This is a genomic window from Pseudomonas mangiferae, assembly GCF_007109405.1.
In the GTDB taxonomy this organism is placed as follows: domain Bacteria; phylum Pseudomonadota; class Gammaproteobacteria; order Pseudomonadales; family Pseudomonadaceae; genus Pseudomonas_T; species Pseudomonas_T mangiferae.
This window is the reverse complement of sequence record NZ_VJOY01000004.1, coordinates 47042-62971: the sequence shown is the minus strand read 5'-3', so window position 1 is coordinate 62971 and position 15930 is coordinate 47042. Positions and strand designations below refer to the sequence as shown.

General features: G+C 71.3%; 17 protein-coding genes. 6 read left to right on the top strand and 11 right to left on the bottom strand.

Annotated elements, in window-relative coordinates:
- Window positions 1-68: 68 nt before the first annotated feature.
- Window positions 69-1277, bottom strand: coding sequence for an exonuclease subunit SbcD (gene sbcD / locus FM069_RS06450; RefSeq protein ID WP_143487767.1), 1209 nt, complete (start codon window positions 1275-1277; stop codon window positions 69-71).
- Entirely contained in the window at window positions 1277-1699 is a 423-nt protein-coding gene (locus FM069_RS06445; protein WP_143487468.1) for an Lrp/AsnC family transcriptional regulator, read from the bottom strand. Before FM069_RS06445 ends, sbcD begins: the two co-directional genes overlap by 1 nt.
- A gap of 207 nt (window positions 1700-1906) precedes the next feature.
- Between FM069_RS06445 and yjeH the strand changes: the two genes are divergently transcribed.
- From yjeH to FM069_RS06430, 3 genes are read left to right on the top strand one after another with little or no spacing between them, the layout of a single operon-like run.
- The gene (gene yjeH / locus FM069_RS06440; RefSeq protein ID WP_143487467.1) at window positions 1907-3184 is read left to right on the top strand and encodes an L-methionine/branched-chain amino acid transporter; all 1278 of its coding nucleotides are present in this window, start codon (window positions 1907-1909) and stop codon (window positions 3182-3184) included.
- A gap of 49 nt (window positions 3185-3233) precedes the next feature.
- A complete protein-coding gene (gene yejK, locus FM069_RS06435; protein WP_143487466.1) occupies window positions 3234-4241 on the top strand; it encodes a nucleoid-associated protein YejK in 1008 nt (335 codons plus the stop codon).
- Between the two features lies 1 nt (window position 4242).
- Window positions 4243-4578, top strand: coding sequence for a glutaredoxin family protein (locus FM069_RS06430; RefSeq protein WP_143487465.1), 336 nt, complete (start codon window positions 4243-4245; stop codon window positions 4576-4578).
- A 395-nt stretch (window positions 4579-4973) separates the two neighbouring features.
- On the opposite strand, the gene FM069_RS06425 is transcribed toward FM069_RS06430, so the two are convergent.
- The 3 genes from FM069_RS06425 to FM069_RS06415 all read right to left on the bottom strand — a co-directional run bounded on the left by FM069_RS06425 (window position 4974) and on the right by FM069_RS06415 (window position 6928).
- Complete coding sequence (locus FM069_RS06425) at window positions 4974-5246, bottom strand: hypothetical protein (RefSeq protein ID WP_143487464.1); 273 nt, start codon at window positions 5244-5246, stop codon at window positions 4974-4976.
- A gap of 351 nt (window positions 5247-5597) precedes the next feature.
- On the bottom strand, window positions 5598-6530 hold the full coding sequence (locus FM069_RS06420) for a glutathione S-transferase family protein (RefSeq protein WP_143487463.1): 933 nt from the start codon (window positions 6528-6530) through the stop codon (window positions 5598-5600).
- Between the two features lie 32 nt (window positions 6531-6562).
- On the bottom strand, window positions 6563-6928 hold the full coding sequence (locus FM069_RS06415) for a GIY-YIG nuclease family protein (protein WP_407681561.1): 366 nt from the start codon (window positions 6926-6928) through the stop codon (window positions 6563-6565).
- A gap of 155 nt (window positions 6929-7083) precedes the next feature.
- Between FM069_RS06415 and FM069_RS06410 the strand changes: the two genes are divergently transcribed.
- Genes FM069_RS06410 through phrB form a run of 3 tightly spaced genes read left to right on the top strand, consistent with a single transcriptional unit; the run spans window position 7084 to window position 10419 of the window.
- Window positions 7084-8031, top strand: a complete 948-nt coding sequence (locus FM069_RS06410; RefSeq protein WP_143487462.1) for a 2-thiouracil desulfurase family protein — start codon at window positions 7084-7086, stop codon at window positions 8029-8031.
- Entirely contained in the window at window positions 8021-8995 is a 975-nt protein-coding gene (locus tag FM069_RS06405; RefSeq protein WP_143487461.1) for a MerR family transcriptional regulator, read from the top strand. Before FM069_RS06410 ends, FM069_RS06405 begins: the two co-directional genes overlap by 11 nt.
- A complete protein-coding gene (phrB, locus tag FM069_RS06400; RefSeq protein ID WP_143487460.1) occupies window positions 8992-10419 on the top strand; it encodes a deoxyribodipyrimidine photo-lyase in 1428 nt (475 codons plus the stop codon). The genes FM069_RS06405 and phrB overlap by 4 nt, the downstream gene beginning before the upstream one ends.
- A 67-nt stretch (window positions 10420-10486) precedes the next feature.
- Here phrB and FM069_RS06395 read toward each other — a convergent pair whose 3' ends face one another.
- The 6 genes from FM069_RS06395 to hemA all read right to left on the bottom strand — a co-directional run bounded on the left by FM069_RS06395 (window position 10487) and on the right by hemA (window position 15841).
- On the bottom strand, window positions 10487-11008 hold the full coding sequence (locus FM069_RS06395) for an acyloxyacyl hydrolase (protein ID WP_143487459.1): 522 nt from the start codon (window positions 11006-11008) through the stop codon (window positions 10487-10489).
- 91 nt (window positions 11009-11099) lie between these two features.
- Window positions 11100-11894 carry a glutamate racemase gene (gene murI / locus FM069_RS06390; RefSeq protein WP_143487458.1) on the bottom strand — a complete coding sequence of 265 codons (795 nt, stop codon included), beginning with the start codon at window positions 11892-11894 and terminating at the stop codon, window positions 11100-11102.
- Window positions 11884-12639, bottom strand: coding sequence for a molybdopterin-synthase adenylyltransferase MoeB (gene moeB, locus FM069_RS06385; protein ID WP_143487457.1), 756 nt, complete (start codon window positions 12637-12639; stop codon window positions 11884-11886). The genes murI and moeB overlap by 11 nt, the downstream gene beginning before the upstream one ends.
- An 18-nt stretch (window positions 12640-12657) precedes the next feature.
- A complete protein-coding gene (gene prmC, locus FM069_RS06380; protein WP_143487456.1) occupies window positions 12658-13485 on the bottom strand; it encodes a peptide chain release factor N(5)-glutamine methyltransferase in 828 nt (275 codons plus the stop codon).
- Between the two features lie 2 nt (window positions 13486-13487).
- Complete coding sequence (gene prfA, locus FM069_RS06375; protein ID WP_143487455.1) at window positions 13488-14570, bottom strand: peptide chain release factor 1; 1083 nt, start codon at window positions 14568-14570, stop codon at window positions 13488-13490.
- Entirely contained in the window at window positions 14567-15841 is a 1275-nt protein-coding gene (gene hemA / locus FM069_RS06370) for a glutamyl-tRNA reductase (RefSeq protein WP_143487454.1), read from the bottom strand. Before hemA ends, prfA begins: the two co-directional genes overlap by 4 nt.
- Between the last annotated feature and the right edge of the window lie 89 nt (window positions 15842-15930).

The window sequence follows — 15930 nt, the reverse complement described above, 5'->3', positions numbered from 1 at the left end:
AGGTGACTGGGCCCGGCGCGGGCTTGTTCCAGCCCATCGGCGCAGGCCCGACGAACGTCGCCCGGGGCTCAGCCGGGCAGGTCGGCGAGCACCGCGCGGTAGAGCTGGCGCAGCCGTTCCCGCTCGTCGTCGGCCAGGGCTTCGCCTGCCAGGCGCTGCTCGAACACCTCCAGGGGGCCCAGCTCGTCCAGGGTCGCGGTCTGCCCGGGGAGACCGGCGACGGCGCGGCCGCGCTCGCGGCGGATGCGCAGCACCTCCACCGGCAGGCCGTCGTGGAGCGCCGCCAGGGGCGCGGCGAGGTCGCTGAGGTAGTCGTCGCCGCAGACCAGCGCATCCACCCACACCGGCCGCTCCGGGCTGCCGGCCCGGGCCGCGTCGCGCAGCGCCGTACCCAGCTCGGCCAGGGTACCCCGCAGGGCCGCCAGGGGCTGGAAGCACGGCACCGGCAGCGGCGTCACCGCGCGCAGGCCGTCGGCGTCCAGGTCCACCTGAAGCACCTGCTTGGCCTGGCCCACCTCGTCGAAGGCCAGGGGGATCGGCGAGCCGCTGTAGCGCACGTGGGCCAGCCCGCCCACGGTCTGCGGCCGGTGGATGTGGCCCAGGGCGATGTAGTCGGCGGCCGGGAAGGCGTGGGTGGGAAAGGCCTCCAGGGCGCCAACGTAGATTTCCCGCACCGCGTCGCCGCCGCTGGCGCCCACCGTGGTCAGGTGGCCGGTGGCGACGATGGGCAGGGCCAGGCCCAGCGCCGCGCGCCGCGCCTCGGCCCGCTCGAACAGCGCCTGATAGTGCCGGCGGATGGCGTCCTGCAAGGCCCGCTGCTTGTCCTCGGCGCTCTGCCCGGCCTCGCTGCGCAGCACGTCCCGCGGGCGGATATAGGGGATCGCGCAGAGCAATGCGCCAGGGGTGCCGTCGCGTCGCGCCAGCAGCTGCACCTGCTCGTCGGGGTCGTCGCTCACCGCCGGGATCACCCGGGTGTTCAGGCACGCCAGCAGGGTGCGGGACTCGCCCAGGGTGGCCACCGAATCGTGGTTGCCGCCCAGCACCACCAGCTGCGCGCCGGTGTCGCGCAGGGCGACGATGAAGTCGTTGTACAGCTCGCGGGCGTAGCTGGGAGGCGCGCCGGTGTCGAACACGTCGCCGGCCACCAGCACGGCGTCCACCTCGCGTTCCCGCACCTGCTCGATCAGCCAGCGGAGGAAGGCACGGTGCTCGGCCTGGCGGGTCTTGCCGTGGAAGTGCTGGCCCAGGTGCCAGTCGGAGGTGTGCAGCAGCCGGATCACATCGCCCACTCCTGCACCACCACATGGGTCTTCACACGCTGCATGCCGGGGTAGCCCTCGATGGCGGCGCGGATCTCGCTGAGCCGGGCCATGGACGGCGCCTCCACGTAGACCAGCATGTCGGTCTCGCCGCTGATGCCGCAGCAGCGGCGGATCTCGGGGAACGCACGCATCCGCGCCACGTGCTCCAGGCAGCGGGTGTCCTTGTAGAACAGCTCCAGGTAGGCCTGCACCCCGCTACCGGCGCCGGGCTCGGCCACCTGGGCATGGTAGCCGCGGATCACCCCGTCCGCCTCCAGGCGCCGGACCCGCTCGCTCACCGCCGAGCGCGACAGGCTGACCTCGCGGGCGATATGGCTGACGGGGGTGCGCGCATCGGCGCGCAGCAGGGCGAGGATCTGGCGGTCGAACTTGTCCACGAACGGTGTCCTTGGGGTTTACGCCACCGGCCGGGCGGCGCGTCGGCGCGAGGGCCGACCCGGCGGCGGGCGGGCGCGGGGAAGCGGTGCAGGTCGAATGGGTTTTCCGTCGGAACGCCGGCCAATGCCGACGTTTCGCCGCACGCCGCGGCGGCGCGCGTCCCCTACCATGGGGGACCGACGACAACGTGGACACGAGCATACAACATGAGCCGTCTGAATCCGGAACTGGGCCTCTGGCAGGGCGTCGCCCTGCTCAGCACGTCGCTGCTCGGCACCGGCATCTTCGTGGTGCCGGCCCTGGCCGCCACCGCCGCCGGCCCGGCCTCCCTGTGGGCCTGGCTGATCCTCATCGCCCTGGTGCTGCCGGTGGCCTTCACCTTCGCCCAGCTGGGTCGCCGCTTCCCCCATGCCGGCGGCGCGCCGCACCTGATCGGCCGGGCCTTCGGCCTGCGCCTGGAACGGCTGACCGCCCTGCTGTTCCTCGCCGTGCTGCCGGTGGGGCTGCCGGCGGCGCTGAACATTGCCACCGGGTTCTGGCAGGCGCTGTTCGCCCTGGGCCGCGGCGAGACCCTGGCGATCCAGTTCGCCACCCTGGTGGCCTTCCTGCTGCTGGGCCAGCGCCCGGCCCGGGCCTCGGGCTGGGTGCAGGGGCTGATCGCCCTGGCCATCGTCGCCAGCGTCGGGCTGATCTGGTGGTTCGGCGACCTGCCCCGGGCCAGCCAGCCCCTGCTGCCGCCCCTGGGCGAGGACGGCGCGCGGCTGGCCGGCGCCCTGGGGGTGATGTTCTGGTGCTTCGTCGGCCTCGAGGCGTTCACCCACCTGGGCGAGGAATTCAAGCGCCCGCAGCGGGATTTCCCCCTGGCGCTGCTGCTGGGAGTGCTGCTGGCCGGGCTGGTGTACTGGGCCTGCTCGGTGGCGGTGCTGAGCTTCGGCACCTATGGCGACCCGGCGCGCAACGCCGGCGCCCTGCCGCTGCTGTTCGACCAGGTGCTGGGCGGCCACGCACGCTGGCTGGCCGCGGTAGTGGGCTACCTGGCCTGCTTCGCCTCGATGAACGTGTACGTCCAGGGCTTCGCCCGGCTGATCTGGAGCCTCGCCGACGAAGGCAAGCTGCCGGCGCCCCTGGCGCGGCGCAACGCCCACGGAGTGCCGGCGCGGGCCCTCGCCCTAGTGGTGCTGATCTGCGCCCTGTGCACCGTCCTGGCCGCGCTGTCCGGGCTGTCGGTGGACCACCTGATCCGCTACGCCAACGGCAACTTCGTGGTGATCTACCTGCTCAGCATGGCCGCCGGTTGCGTACTGTTGAAAGGCATCTGGCGGGCAGTCGCGGCGCTGTCCACGCTGCTCTGCAGCGGGGTGCTGCTGGCCCTGGGCGGCGATGCGCTGTATGCCCTCGGCCTGCTGGCGATCCTTGCCCTGCTGGACGGGCTGCGCACCCGCCGGGCGCGGCCGGCCCTGCACGACGGCGAACCTTCGGCCTGAGCCCCCGCCTCGGTTACCATGGGTGCCTTCGCTTGCCATCGAGACGCCCATGCCCATCCGCCAATGCATCGTCCACCTGATCGAGAAGAAGCCCGACGGTTCGCCGGCGGTGCTGCATGCCCGCGACAGCGAACTGGGCGAGTCGCAGGCCATGGAGAACCTGCTGGCCGACCTCAACGACAGCTACAACGCCAAGCAGAACAAGGCCTGGGGGCTGTTCCACGAGGAATCCGGGGCCTACCCGTTCAGCGGCTGGCTGACTGCCTACCTGAACGAGGAGCGGGACTTCACCGCCTTCAGCCGCGAGGCCGTGGAGCACCTGACCCGGCTGATGGAGGAGTCCAACCTGTCGGTGGGCGGCCACGTGCTGTTCGCCCACTACCAGCAGGGCATGACCGACTACCTGGCCATCGCCCTGCTGCACCACAGCGAAGGGGTGGCGGTCACCGAGGCCCTGGAGGTGAGCCCGGCGCGGCACCTGGACCTGGGCCAGCTGCACCTGGCGGCGCGCATCAACCTGTCGGAATGGCGCACCAACAAGCAGTCGCGGCAGTACATTTCGTTCATCAAGGGCAAGAACGGCAAGAAGGTCTCGGACTACTTCCGCGACTTCATCGGCTGCCAGGAAGGCGTCGACGCCCCCTCGGAGACCCGCACCCTGCTCAAGGCCTTCAGCGACTTCGTGGAAAGCGAGGACCTGGCCGAGGACCAGGCCCGGGAGAAGACCGAGGCCCTGGTGGACTACGCCAGCACCCAGGCGCGCCTGGGGGAACCGATGACCCTGGAGGAGCTGTCCGGGCTGATCGACGAGGAGCGGCCGAAGGCGTTCTACGAGCACATCCGCAACAAGGACTACGGGCTGTCCCCGGAAATCCCGCCAGACAAGCGCACCCTCAACCAGTTTCGCCGCTTCACCGGCCGCGCCGAGGGGCTGTCCATCAGCTTCGAATCCCACCTGCTGGGTTCGAAGATCGAATACGACGAAGTCCGCGACGTGCTGATCATCCGCCAGGTGCCGACCCAGTTGCGCGACCAGCTCAAGCGGCGCCAGGACTGAGATGAAGCGCGCCCTGACCCTCCTCGCCCTGACCGGCCTGTTCGCCTGGCAGCACCGCGAGCGCCTGGACGCCTGGCTGCACCCGGCGCCGGTGGCATCCGGCTCCGGCGAGGTGGTGCTCTACGCCACGTCCTGGTGTGGCTACTGCGCCAAGACCCGCGCCCTCCTCAAGGAACACGCCATCCCCTACCGGGAATGGGACGTGGAGCAGTCCGACGAAGGCCGCCGCGCCTTCCGGGCCCTGGGGGGCCGTGGCGTCCCGCTGGTGGTGGTGCGCGGCACGGTGATCGCCGGCTACGACCCCGACGGCGTGCTGGCGGCCTACCGCGCACCCTAGGCCAACCCCGGCAAGCACCAGGGTGCAAGGCGGGCTCGGCGTGGGTCCTCGTGGCCTTGCTCCCGCCGTGCCCTGCCGGTGCGCCAGCCGGCCCGAGTCATCGTAAAGCAGGTGCGGTTCTCGTCGCGGGCGCCCAGCCTGTTCAAGCGCAGGTGGTTAGGGTCGACGGGCGAGGGCTGGACCATTCGCTAGAGGCGCTGAATGGCCTCGATCAGCCCCTCTCCGTCATGGGCGCGACACCTTGCTCGAGCCTTCGGCAAGGTACTGCGGCAGCATGAGTGGGTGCATTTCGCCGATCACCTTGGCGTCGTCGGCTGGCGCGGTAGTTGGCCGCGGGTGGGGCGACCATCGGGCGCCACAGCTGCGCGTCGCAGGCCAAGCGAGCCTGGCGCTTTTCATGTCCGCAAAAACGTGTTCAGCGCCTTGGCGAACCTCGTCAGCAGGTTACCCCAGGCGTTGTAGTCGATATCGGGAATGTAATAGTCGCCCAGCCAACGGACATGACAGCGGTCGATCAGATCGACGGCCGCTTTTCTGCGGGTTTGGGCAGGCAGCTGTTCATCGAGCACCTCGTGGGTCAGCTGTCGGATGTGCCCGGCCTCGTCATCGAAGCCTCCGTGCAGCAGGTGCTGGCGAATTTCATCGCTGTATTTCGCAATGGTGTTCATGGGCGGTCGTCGCTCCTGAATATTGGCCGCCTGCGGTGACACCTGCGAGCCACCGCCGACCTCCACTCGCCACTTTATCTTCCAGCAGCACCTGATCGGGGGTGAGCGCTACCTTGCCTTCATTGGTCGCCAAGTTGTTCGGCGGCAGGGCGAGGTTGGCGCGGCTTGCCGCTCACGGAAGAGCCGCAACTCCTGCCCGGCGGGTCGATCCCGCTTATGGGGTTGGGTGCGCAGGCATGCAGGTTGAGGCCACCGTCCAGTCTGCCTGCTGGCCTTACCCTCGCGGGGCGACGCTGCGAAAACCCCGGCGGCGCCCGGACCGAGGGGCTTCCCCCGGCCCGCGGCGCTGTCTCAGCGGGCCTCGACCCGGAACCCCAGGCGTGGCACGTGGACGTGAACGACCCCGGCGCGCGGGTCTTCGCGACGCACCACCAGTTCTTCCTCCCCGGCGTACACCAGGTCCCCTTCCACCGGGTCAACGCCATAGTCGGTGGCGGCCACCGCCACCCGCTGGCCCGGCTCGATGCCCGGCAACGCCACGGGGTGCTCCGGCAACGGCGCCGGTGTTGCCTCGCGGGCGATCGCCAGGGCCTCCTCGGCCTCCAGCGGGCTGTGGGCGCCATGGCCGAAGCCCAGCACCCGGCCGAGCCAGGCGGCTACCGCCGGGTAGCCGTCCACCAGCGGCGCAGTGACCGGCGTCCCCTGGAGGAACCACAGGCAGTGGGCCACGGCGAAGTCGGCGACGCTGGGGGCGCCGAACAGGAAATCGCCGTCCTGGCGCTCCAGCTGCCGCGCCAGCCGGCCCATCAAGGTCGGCCATTCGCCCTGGGCCACCTCCAGGGGTACCCGGGTCGCGCTGCCGCCGCTGAACAGCGCCCCGCGGTCCGCCATGAACGCCTTGGCCACCTCCGGCGGCAGCCGGGCGAAGCGCAGCGCGGCGGATTCCGGCTGGAACACCAGACTCACCGCGCGCAGGAACAGCTGGTTGTCGGCCCACTGGGCGAAGGACGCCGCAGTGAAAGCCTGGGCATCCGGGAACAGCGGCGGCGTCGCCTTCTCCGCGTCCAGGCGCCGGGCGATCAGCGCGGTGTCGCAGTAGATGTCCGCGCCCACCTGCAGCACCGGGGTCTTGCGGTAGCCGCCGGTCAGGGCGACCAGGTCCGGCTTGGGCATCAGGGCGGGGATGGTCACCGAACGCCAGGCGAGGCCCTTGAAGCCCAGCATCAGGCGGGCCTTCTCGGCGAACGGCGAGGTGGGGTAGTGGTGCAGGATCAACTCGTGCATGGCGGCTCCGCGGTGAAGGGGAAAACCGCAGCTTACCCCTCGAGCGCGGCGCCGCCCATGGAAGGAGCGGTGGCGGATGACGGCCCATCCACCCGCTGGATGATGGCAGTCGGGTCCAGCAGGCGCTCCTTGGCGGCCTTGCCCAGGCGCTTGATGGCCCGCTCGCGGCGCAAGGCCGCGCCCTTGTCGGCGCAGGCCTCGACGTGGACCAGGGCCTGGGCCGGGCTGGAGCGGAAGAACCGAGCGCCGCGCCCCGCGCAGTGCTGGGCGAAGCGTCGGCGGGGGTCGTCGCTGATGCCACAGTACAACGCCCCGTTGGCCGCCCGCACCAGGTAGACGAACCACGACTTGGCCACCGGCGACGCGGCCGGCTGGGGCTGAGAGGGAATCTCGCTCACCGGGGCGCTCCTGGAAAAAGCGCCGAGCTTAGCATCCCCGCGCCGCCCCGCCGTTCGACAAAAAGCGTTGACCCCTGCCGTTCGCCGTCTATCATGCACAAGGGTTGTACAGATTATTTCCTATGTACAAGTTTTCACGGCACCGCGAGGACACCATGGCCAGCAGACCCCGGATCGGTATCAGCGCCTGCCTGCTGGGCGCCGCAGTCCGCTACAACGGCGGCCACAAGGCGTCGTCCCTGTGCGACCGCCTCGCCGAGCATTTCGAGTTCGTCCCGCTGTGCCCGGAGACCGCCATCGGCCTGGGCATCCCCCGCGCGCCGATCCGCCTGGTGGGCGACCCGGCGGCGCCCCGGGCGGTGGGCAGCCGCGACCCGGGCCTCGACGTCACCGAGGCTCTGGCGGACTACGGCACGCGCATGGCGCAGCGCCTGGACGACCTCAGCGGCTTCATCTTCATGCAGCGCTCGCCCTCCTGCGGCATGCAGCGGGTGAAGGTCTACCGGGACAACGGCTACCCCACCGAGGGCGGTGGCAGCGGAGTGTTCGCCCAGGCCTTCCGCGCGGCGCGGCCGGACCTGCCGATGGAAGAGGAAGGCCGCCTCCACGACCCGGTGCTGCGGGAAAATTTCGTCACCCGGGTGTACGTCTGCGCGGACTGGGACGCCCTGTGCCGCGACGGCCTCAGCCGTGGCGCGATCCTCGACTTCCACGCGCGCCACAAGTACCTGCTGATGGCCAACGACCCGGACAGCTACAAGACCCTCGGCCACCTGCTGGGGGACATCGGCCAGCACGACCCGGCGCAGTTGGGCCCGCGCTATTTCTCCCGGCTGATGGCCGCCCTGGGCAAGTGTGCCACCCGCGGCACCCACAGCAACGTGCTGCAGCACCTCAGCGGCTACCTCAAGCGTGCCCTGGACGGCGGCGACCGCCGCGAGCTGCGCCAGCTCATCGACCAGTACCGCGACGGCGTGGTGCCCCTTGTGGTGCCGCTGACCCTGCTCAAGCACCACCTTCGCCAGCACCCCGACGACTACCTGGCGCGCCAGGTGTACCTGCAGCCCCACCCGGAAACCCTGAGCCTGCGCAATGCCATCTGATCTCGACGATTCGCCTTCCCACGATGCCGCCGACCTGCGCCAGGCCCTCGCCGACGGCTGGCTGCCGATCCGCGAAGTGGCCCGCCGCACCGGGGTCAACCCGGTTACCCTGCGCGCCTGGGAGCGCCGCTACGGCCTGATCGTGCCGCAGCGCACGCCCAAGGGGCACCGCCTGTACCGCGACGAACACGTGGTGCGCATCCGCGACATCCTCGCCTGGCTCGACCGCGGCGTCGCGGTGGGCCAGGTCAAGAACCTGCTGGAGGACCCGCGCCAGGCCGACGAGGTGCGCGCGGCCCCGGTGGACGGCCAGTGGCCGGCCCAGCGCCAGGCGCTGGTCGAGGCCATCGAGGCGCTGGCCGAGCGGACCCTGGACGACCGCTTCAACCAGGCCCTGGCGCTGTACCCGGCCGCCACCCTCTGCGAGCACCTGCTGATGCCGCTGCTGGACGAGCTGGAGCGACGCTGGCAGGACCGCTTCGGCGCCCAGTTGCAGCGGGCGTTCTTCCACAGCTGGCTGCGGGCCAAGCTGGGTGCCCGCCTCTACCACCACAACCAGCACCAGGGCGGTGCGCCGCTGCTGATGCTCAACCTGTCGGACCGCCCCCTGGAGCCCGGCCTGTGGCTGAGCGCCTGGCTGGTGTCCTGCGCCGGCTGTGCGGTGCAGGTGCTGGACGGGCCGGTCCCCGCCGCCGAGTGGGCCCTGGCGGTGGAGCGGATGCGCCCGCGGGCGCTGCTGCTGTACGCCAGCCAGGCCCTGGAAGGGGGTCGCCTGCAGCGGCAGCTGACCCGCCTGGCGACCTCGGTGGACATTCCCCTCGTGCTGGCCGGCCCGGCCGCGCGCATCCACCAAGAAGCGCTGGCCAGCGTTGACGGCCTGGGCCTGGCGGACGACCCGCCGGCCGCCCTCGCCTACCTGCAGCGGACCGGTGCCCTGGAGCCCGATGCCCGGGAGCGGCCATGACCCGGCTGGTCTGGCTGCGCAACGACCTGCGGGTCGCCGACAACCCCGCCCTGCACGCGGCCCTGGATGACGGGCCGGCCGTGGCGCTATTCCTCCACAGCCCGGCCCAGTGGCGCGCCCACGACGAGGCGCCCTGCAAGGTGGACTATCGCCTGCGCACCCTGGCCGCCCTGGCGGGGGACCTGGAGCGGCTGGGCGTGCCGCTGCTGGTGCGCGAGGTGGCGTCCTGGAGCGAGGCGCCGGCGGCGCTGGCGGCGGTCTGCCAGCGCTGGACGGTGACGGCGGTGGAGGCCAACGCGGAGTACGGCGTCGACGAGCAGCGCCGCGACGCGGCGGTGGCCGAAGCCCTGGAGTCGGCCGGGGTCGCCTGGCGCCTGCACCTGGACCAGACGCTGTTGCCCCCGGGTAGCGTGCTGACCCGCGGCGGCGGCTATTTCAAGGTGTTCGGCCAGTTCCGCCGGGTCTGCCTGGAGCGGCTGCGCACCGCCCCGCCGGTGTGCCGGCCGGTGCCGGCCGCACAGCGCCGCCCCGCGATTCCCAGCGACCCGCTGCCCCACACAGCCGAGGGGTTCGCGCCGCCCAACGCCATCCTGCGCGCCGACTGGCCGGCAGGCGAGGCGGCGGCCCGGGAGCGTCTGCAGGCCTTCGCCGACAGCGCCCTGGAGGACTACGACAGCGGCCGCGACCTACCCGCCGAAGACGGCACCAGCCGGCTTTCCGCGCCCCTGGCGGTGGGGGCGGTGTCGGTACGCCAGTGCCTGCACGCGGCCCTGGCGGCCAACGTCGGCGAACTGGACAGCGGCGGCTCGGGCCCGCGGACCTGGATCGACGAATTGCTCTGGCGGGAGTTCTATCGCCACGTCCTGGTGGGCTACCCGCGGGTCTCGATGCACCGGGCGTTCCGCCCGGAGACCGAGGCGCTGCCCTGGCGCCGGGCGCCGGACGAGCTGCTCGCCTGGCAGGAAGGCCGCACCGGCATCCCCCTGGTGGACGCAGCGATGCGCCAACTGGCGGCCACCGGCTGGATGCACAACCGGCTGCGCATGGTGGCGGCGATGTTCCTCAGCAAGAACCTGCTGATCGACTGGCGCGAAGGCGAGCGCCATTTCATGCGCCACCTGATCGACGGCGACCTCGCTTCCAACAATGGCGGCTGGCAGTGGAGCGCCTCCACCGGCACCGACGCGGTGCCCTACTTCCGGATGTTCAACCCGGTCAGCCAGGCCCGTCGTTTCGATGCCCAGGGGCGGTTCCTGCGCACCTGGCTGCCGGAACTGAAGGACTGCCGCGATCCCCACTGGCCCAGCGCGGCGGAACGCCGGGCTGTCGGTTACCCGGCGCCCCTGGTGGACCTCAAGGAAAGCCGGGAACGGGTGCTGGCGGCGTTCCGCGACCTGCCGCGCCGGCCCGCCGGGCAGGCATGAAAAAGCCGGGCAGATGCCCGGCTTTTTCGTATCGCGTGGCCGGCGGGTGCCGGCCGCGTCGCCCCGATCAGATCGAGTGGCTGTAGAACAGCGCGTAGGACTCGATGCCGTCGTTGGGCTCCTTGATACCAGCGTTGGAGTAGTGGGTGGCGCGGAGGCCGACCCGCTGGGTGTCGCCGAACTTCAGGCCCAGGCCGATGCGGTCTTCGAAGTTGAAGGCCGAGCCCAGGTTCTTGTCGCCCACGTGGGTGGCGGAGAACACCGAGACACCGATGCCGGCTTCGATGAAGGGCTTGACGTTCTGGCCGGCGAACTCGTAGACGAAGACCGGTGCGAACGACAGGGAATGCTCGCCGCCAGCCTGGTCGCCGCCTTCCCAGTAGGTGTAGCCCAGGTCCCAGTAGCCGGTGAGGCGACCGGTGGAGGACTCCATCCAGCTCTTGTCCCAATCGAAGCCGGCGCCCAGGCGATAGGTCATGTCGCCCTGGCCGGTTACCCCGACCGCTCCGCCCAGCTCAGCCGCCTGGCTGGTGAGCACGGTGCCCGACGCGATCAACGCTGCCACGGCCAAAGAGAGGAGTTTTTTCATCGTTTGCATCCTTATGTGTGTTTCCAGCATCAGGCTAAAACCTGCCATGACTGACCCACGATACGTGAAAGCGTTCAGAGAAGATAATCCCTCAGGAATCGAGCGCTTCGACGTCCACGGGTTCTCGCCACAATCGGGGCAGAATGGCTCTTAAAACGGGGAGATCGCCGCTGCTCCACAGGCGTGTCGGCGCTGCCGGGCCGGCCGCCCGCTGGCCGCGCTCGGCCAGCAGCGCGGCCAGTCGCCGGGCCACCGCGGCGCCGGTGTCCACCAGGCTGACGCTTTCGGGCACCAGCTCGCGCAGCAGCGGCTTGAGAAAGGGGTAATGGGTGCAGCCGAGGATGATCGTGTCGCAGCCTTCGGCCAGCAGGGGCTCGACGAAGCCGGCCAGCAGCGCGCGGCTCCGCGGGCCGTCCAGGTCGCCCCGCTCCACCTGCTCCACCAGCCCCGGGCAGGGCTGGGTGACCACCCGCACGCCGTGGGCGAACTGGTCCAGCAGTGCGGCGAAGCGGGCGCTCTGCAGGGTTCCGGTGGTGGCTAGCACGCCCACCGTGCCGACCCGGGTGGCGGCCGCCGCCGGCTTCACCGCCGGCTCCATGCCGACGATCGGCCAGTCCGGGTAGCAGGCGCGCAGGTCGGCGACGGCGGCCACCGTCGCGGTGTTGCAGGCCAGCACCAGGGCCTTGGCGCCCCGCTCCCGGAGGAACGCGGCGACGTGGCGGCAGCGCTCGCGGATATAGGCCGGGCTCTTCTCGCCGTAGGGAATGTGACCGCCATCGGCGACGTAGAACAGGCTTTCGGCGGGCAGCTCGCGGCGAATCTCGGCCAGCACCGAGAGGCCGCCGACGCCGGAATCGAAGACCCCGACCGGCGCCTCACTGGCCATGGGCACCCCCGCACACGGCGCAGGCCGGATCGCGCCGCACCTTCAGCTCGCGGAAGCGGCTGCCCAGGGCATCCACCAGCAGCAGGCGGCCCACCAGGGGCTCGCCGAAAGCGGCCAGCAGCTTGAGCGCCTCCAGGGCCTGCAGGCTGCCCACCAGGCCCACCAGCGGGCCGATCACTCCGGCTTCGCTGCAGGTCAGGGCATCGTCGCCGCCCTGGCCGTAGAGGCAGTGGTAGCAGGGGCTGTCGGCGCGACGCGGATCGAAGGTGGCCAGCTGGCCTTCCAGGCGGATCGCCGCGCCGCTCACCAGGGGCACGCGGGCGGCCACGCAGGCGGCGTTGACCGCCTCGCGGGTGGCGAAGTTGTCGGAGCAGTCCAGCACCACGTCCACCGCCGCCACCGCAGTGGCGAGGGTGTCGGCGTCGAGGGCGCCGTGCAGCTGCAGGCGCAGGTCCGGCACCAGGCCGCGCAGGCGCTGCGCCGCCGACTCCACCTTGGGCCGGCCCAGGGCCGCGGTGTCGTGGATCACCTGGCGCTGCAGGTTGCTCAGGTCGACCTGGTCGAAGTCCGCCAGGTGCAGCTCGCCGACCCCGGCAGCGGCCAGGTAGAGGGCCGCCGGCGAGCCCAGCCCGCCGAGGCCGACGATCAGCGCGCGGCCGTCCCGCAGGCGCAGCTGGCCATCGATGTCTACCTGCGGCAGCAGAATCTGCCGGCTGTAGCGCAGCAGGTCCTCGTCAGAGAGCATCACCCGGGCGCTCCGCGCTCAGCGCCACTGGCCGAGGCTGATGCGCTCGTGGCCGCCCAGGTCGCGGCGGCTGGCCACGGCGACGAAGCCCTGGCCTTCCAGCAACTGGCGCACCGCCGGCCCCTGGTCGAAGCCGTGCTCCAGCAGCAGCCAGCCGCCTGCGTCCAGGTGCGTCGGCGCGTCGGCGACGATCCGGCGGATGTCGTCGAGGCCGTCCGGCCCGGCGACCAGGGCGCTGAGGGGCTCGAAACGCACGTCGCCCTCGCCCAGGTGGTAGTCCTCGGCGGCGATGTAGGGGGGGTTGCTGACGATCAGCTCGAAGCGCTCGCCGGCCAGGGCGGAGAACCAGTGGCTGGCGCAGAAGCGGGCGTTGTCCAGGCCCAGCCGCTGGCGGTTGCGCTCGGCCAGGGCCACCGCCTCGGGCACGCGGTCGACGCCGCACACCTGCCAGGCCGGCCGCTCGCTGGCCAGGGCCAGGGCGATGGCGCCGCTGCCGGTCCCCAGGTCGAGGACCCGCGCCGGGGTCGCCGCGGCGCACGCCAAGGCGGCCTCCACCAGCAGCTCGGTGTCGGCCCGGGGGATCAGGGTATGGGGCTCCACCTCCAGGTCGAGGCTCCAGAAGCCCTGGCGGCCGAGGATGTAGGCCACCGGCTCGCCGCGCTGGCGCCGTGCCAGGGACTCGGCGAAGGCCGTGGCCACCTCGCGCGGGGCGATGCGCTCGGGCCAGGTGTGCAGGTAGCTGCGCGGCTTGCCCAGGGCGGCGGCCAGCAGCAGCTCGGCGTCCAGGCGTGCGGTGGGCGATTCCGGCAGGCTCGCGGTGGCGAGCAGGGAGCAGAGGGTGGTCATGGTCAGTCTCCCAGGGCCGCCAGCTGGTCGGCCTGGTACTCCAGCAGCAGGGGTTCGATCACCTGGTCCACCGCGCCGCCGATCACCTCATTGAGGGAATACAGCGTCAGGTTGATGCGGTGGTCGGTGACCCGGCCCTGGGGGAAGTTGTAGGTACGAATGCGCTCGGAACGGTCGCCCGACCCCACCAGCAGGCGGCGGGTGTCGGAGATTTCCTTGTGGGCGGCGGCGTCCCGCTGGTCTTCCAGGCGCGCCGCCAGCCAGGCCATGGCCTTGGCGCGGTTCTTGTGCTGGGAGCGCTCTTCCTGGCATTCGACGACGATCCCCGAAGGGATATGGGTGATGCGGATCGCCGAGTCGGTCTTGTTCACGTGCTGGCCGCCGGCGCCGGAGGAGCGGTAGGTGTCGACCCGCAGGTCCGCCGGGTTGATCTCGATGGCCGCCTGCTCGTCCGGCTCCGGCAACACCGCCACGGTGCAGGCGGAGGTGTGGATGCGGCCCTGGGACTCGGTCTCCGGGACCCGCTGCACGCGGTGGGCGCCGGACTCGAACTTCAGCTTGGCGTAGACGCTGTCGCCCTCGACCCGGGCGATGACTTCCTTGTAGCCGCCATGCTCGCCGGGGCTCTCGGAGAGGATCTCCACCCGCCAGCCCTGGCGCTCGGCGTAGCGCGAATACATGCGGAACAGGTCGCCGGAGAAGATCGCCGCCTCGTCGCCGCCGGTGCCGGCGCGGACCTCGAGGAACACGTTGCGGCCGTCGTTGGGGTCCTTCGGCAGGAGCATGCGCTGCAGGCGCGCCTCCAGCTCCACCAGGCGCTCGCGGGCCTCGCCCACTTCCTCCTCGGCCATGGCCCGCAGGTCCGGGTCGCTGTCCTTGAGCAGCGCCTGGGCGCCCTCCAGGTCCGCCTGCACCTTGCAGCGCTCGCGGTAGGCGAGGATCACCGGCTCCACCTCGGCGTACTCCCGCGAGTAGGCGCGGAAGCGGCCCTGGTCGGCGATCACCTCGGCGTCGCCGAGCAGCGCGGTGAGCTCCTCGTAGCGGTCCTGCAGGATGTCCAGCTTGTTGAGCAACGACGCTTTCATGGCTTGTCCGAGGCGGGGCCCTCGTCGAGGGCGAACAGCTCCTGGGCCACCGCCAGCGCTTCGAAGCGGCCGTCGGCGGAGATCTTCTTCAGCTTCACGCTGGGGGCGTGCAGCAGCTTGTTGGTGAGGCCGCGGGCCAGTTGCGCCAGCACGTCCTCGGCGGCCGCGCCGTTGGCCAGCATGCGCTGGGCGCGGGCCAACTCGTCGTCGCGCAGGCGCTCGGCCTGCTGGCGGTAGGCCCGGAGCACGTCCACCGCGGCCAGCTCCCGCAGGCGCAGCATGAAGTCCTCGGCGCCGGCGCTGACCAGCTCCTCGGCCGCCATGGCCGCGCCCTGGCGGCTCTTGAGGTTCTCCGCGACCACTTCGTGGAGGTCGTCGACGGTGTACAGGTAGACGTCGTCCAGCTCGCCCACCTCGGGCTCGATGTCCCGGGGCACGGCGATGTCCACCATGAACATCGGCTTGTGCCGGCGCATCTTCAGCGCGCGCTCCACCGCGCCCTTGCCGAGGATCGGCAACTGGCTGGCGGTGGAACTGATGACGATGTCGCTGTGGGCCAGTTCCTGGGGGATGTCCGCCAGCAGCACCGCGTGGGCGCCGAACTGCTCGGCCAGCAGGCTGGCCCGCTCCAGGGTGCGGTTGGCCACCACGATGCGCTTGATGCCCTGCTCGTGCAGGTGGCGCGCCACCAGGGTGATGGTCTCGCCGGCGCCGATCAGCAGCGCCTGGCTGCGGTGCAGGTCGGCGAAGATCTGCCGGGCCAGGCTCACCGCGGCGAAGGCCACCGAGACCGGGTTCTCGCCGATGGCAGTGTCGGTGCGCACGCTCTTGGCGGTGCTGAAGGTGGCCTGGAACAGCCGCCCCAGCAGCGGGCCGACGGTACCGGCCTCGCGGGCCACGGCGTAGGCCGACTTCATCTGGCCGAGGATCTGCGGCTCGCCCAGGACCATGGAATCCAGCCCGGAGGCCACCCGCATCATGTGCCGCACCGCCTCGTCGTCCTGGTGCACGTAGGCGCAGGCGCGCAGCTCGTCGGGGCTCAGGCGGTGGTAGTCGGCCAGCCAGCGCAGCACCTCGTCGGCGTCCGGCTCGCTCTGCTCCAGGTACAGCTCGCTGCGGTTGCAGGTGGAGAGGATCGCCGCCTCGCGGCTGGGGGTGAGCCGGCATACCTGCTGCAACGCCTCGACCATCTGCTCGGGGGTGAACGCCACGCGTTCGCGCACATCCACCGACGCGGTCTTGTGGTTGATACCGAGAGCGAGAAAGGCCATTCAGGGTCGCAGGGGGCTACGGAAAACGCGCAATTCTCCTACGTCGTCCGGTGGAGGACAACCACTTGCCTTTATCGCCCCGATGGGCG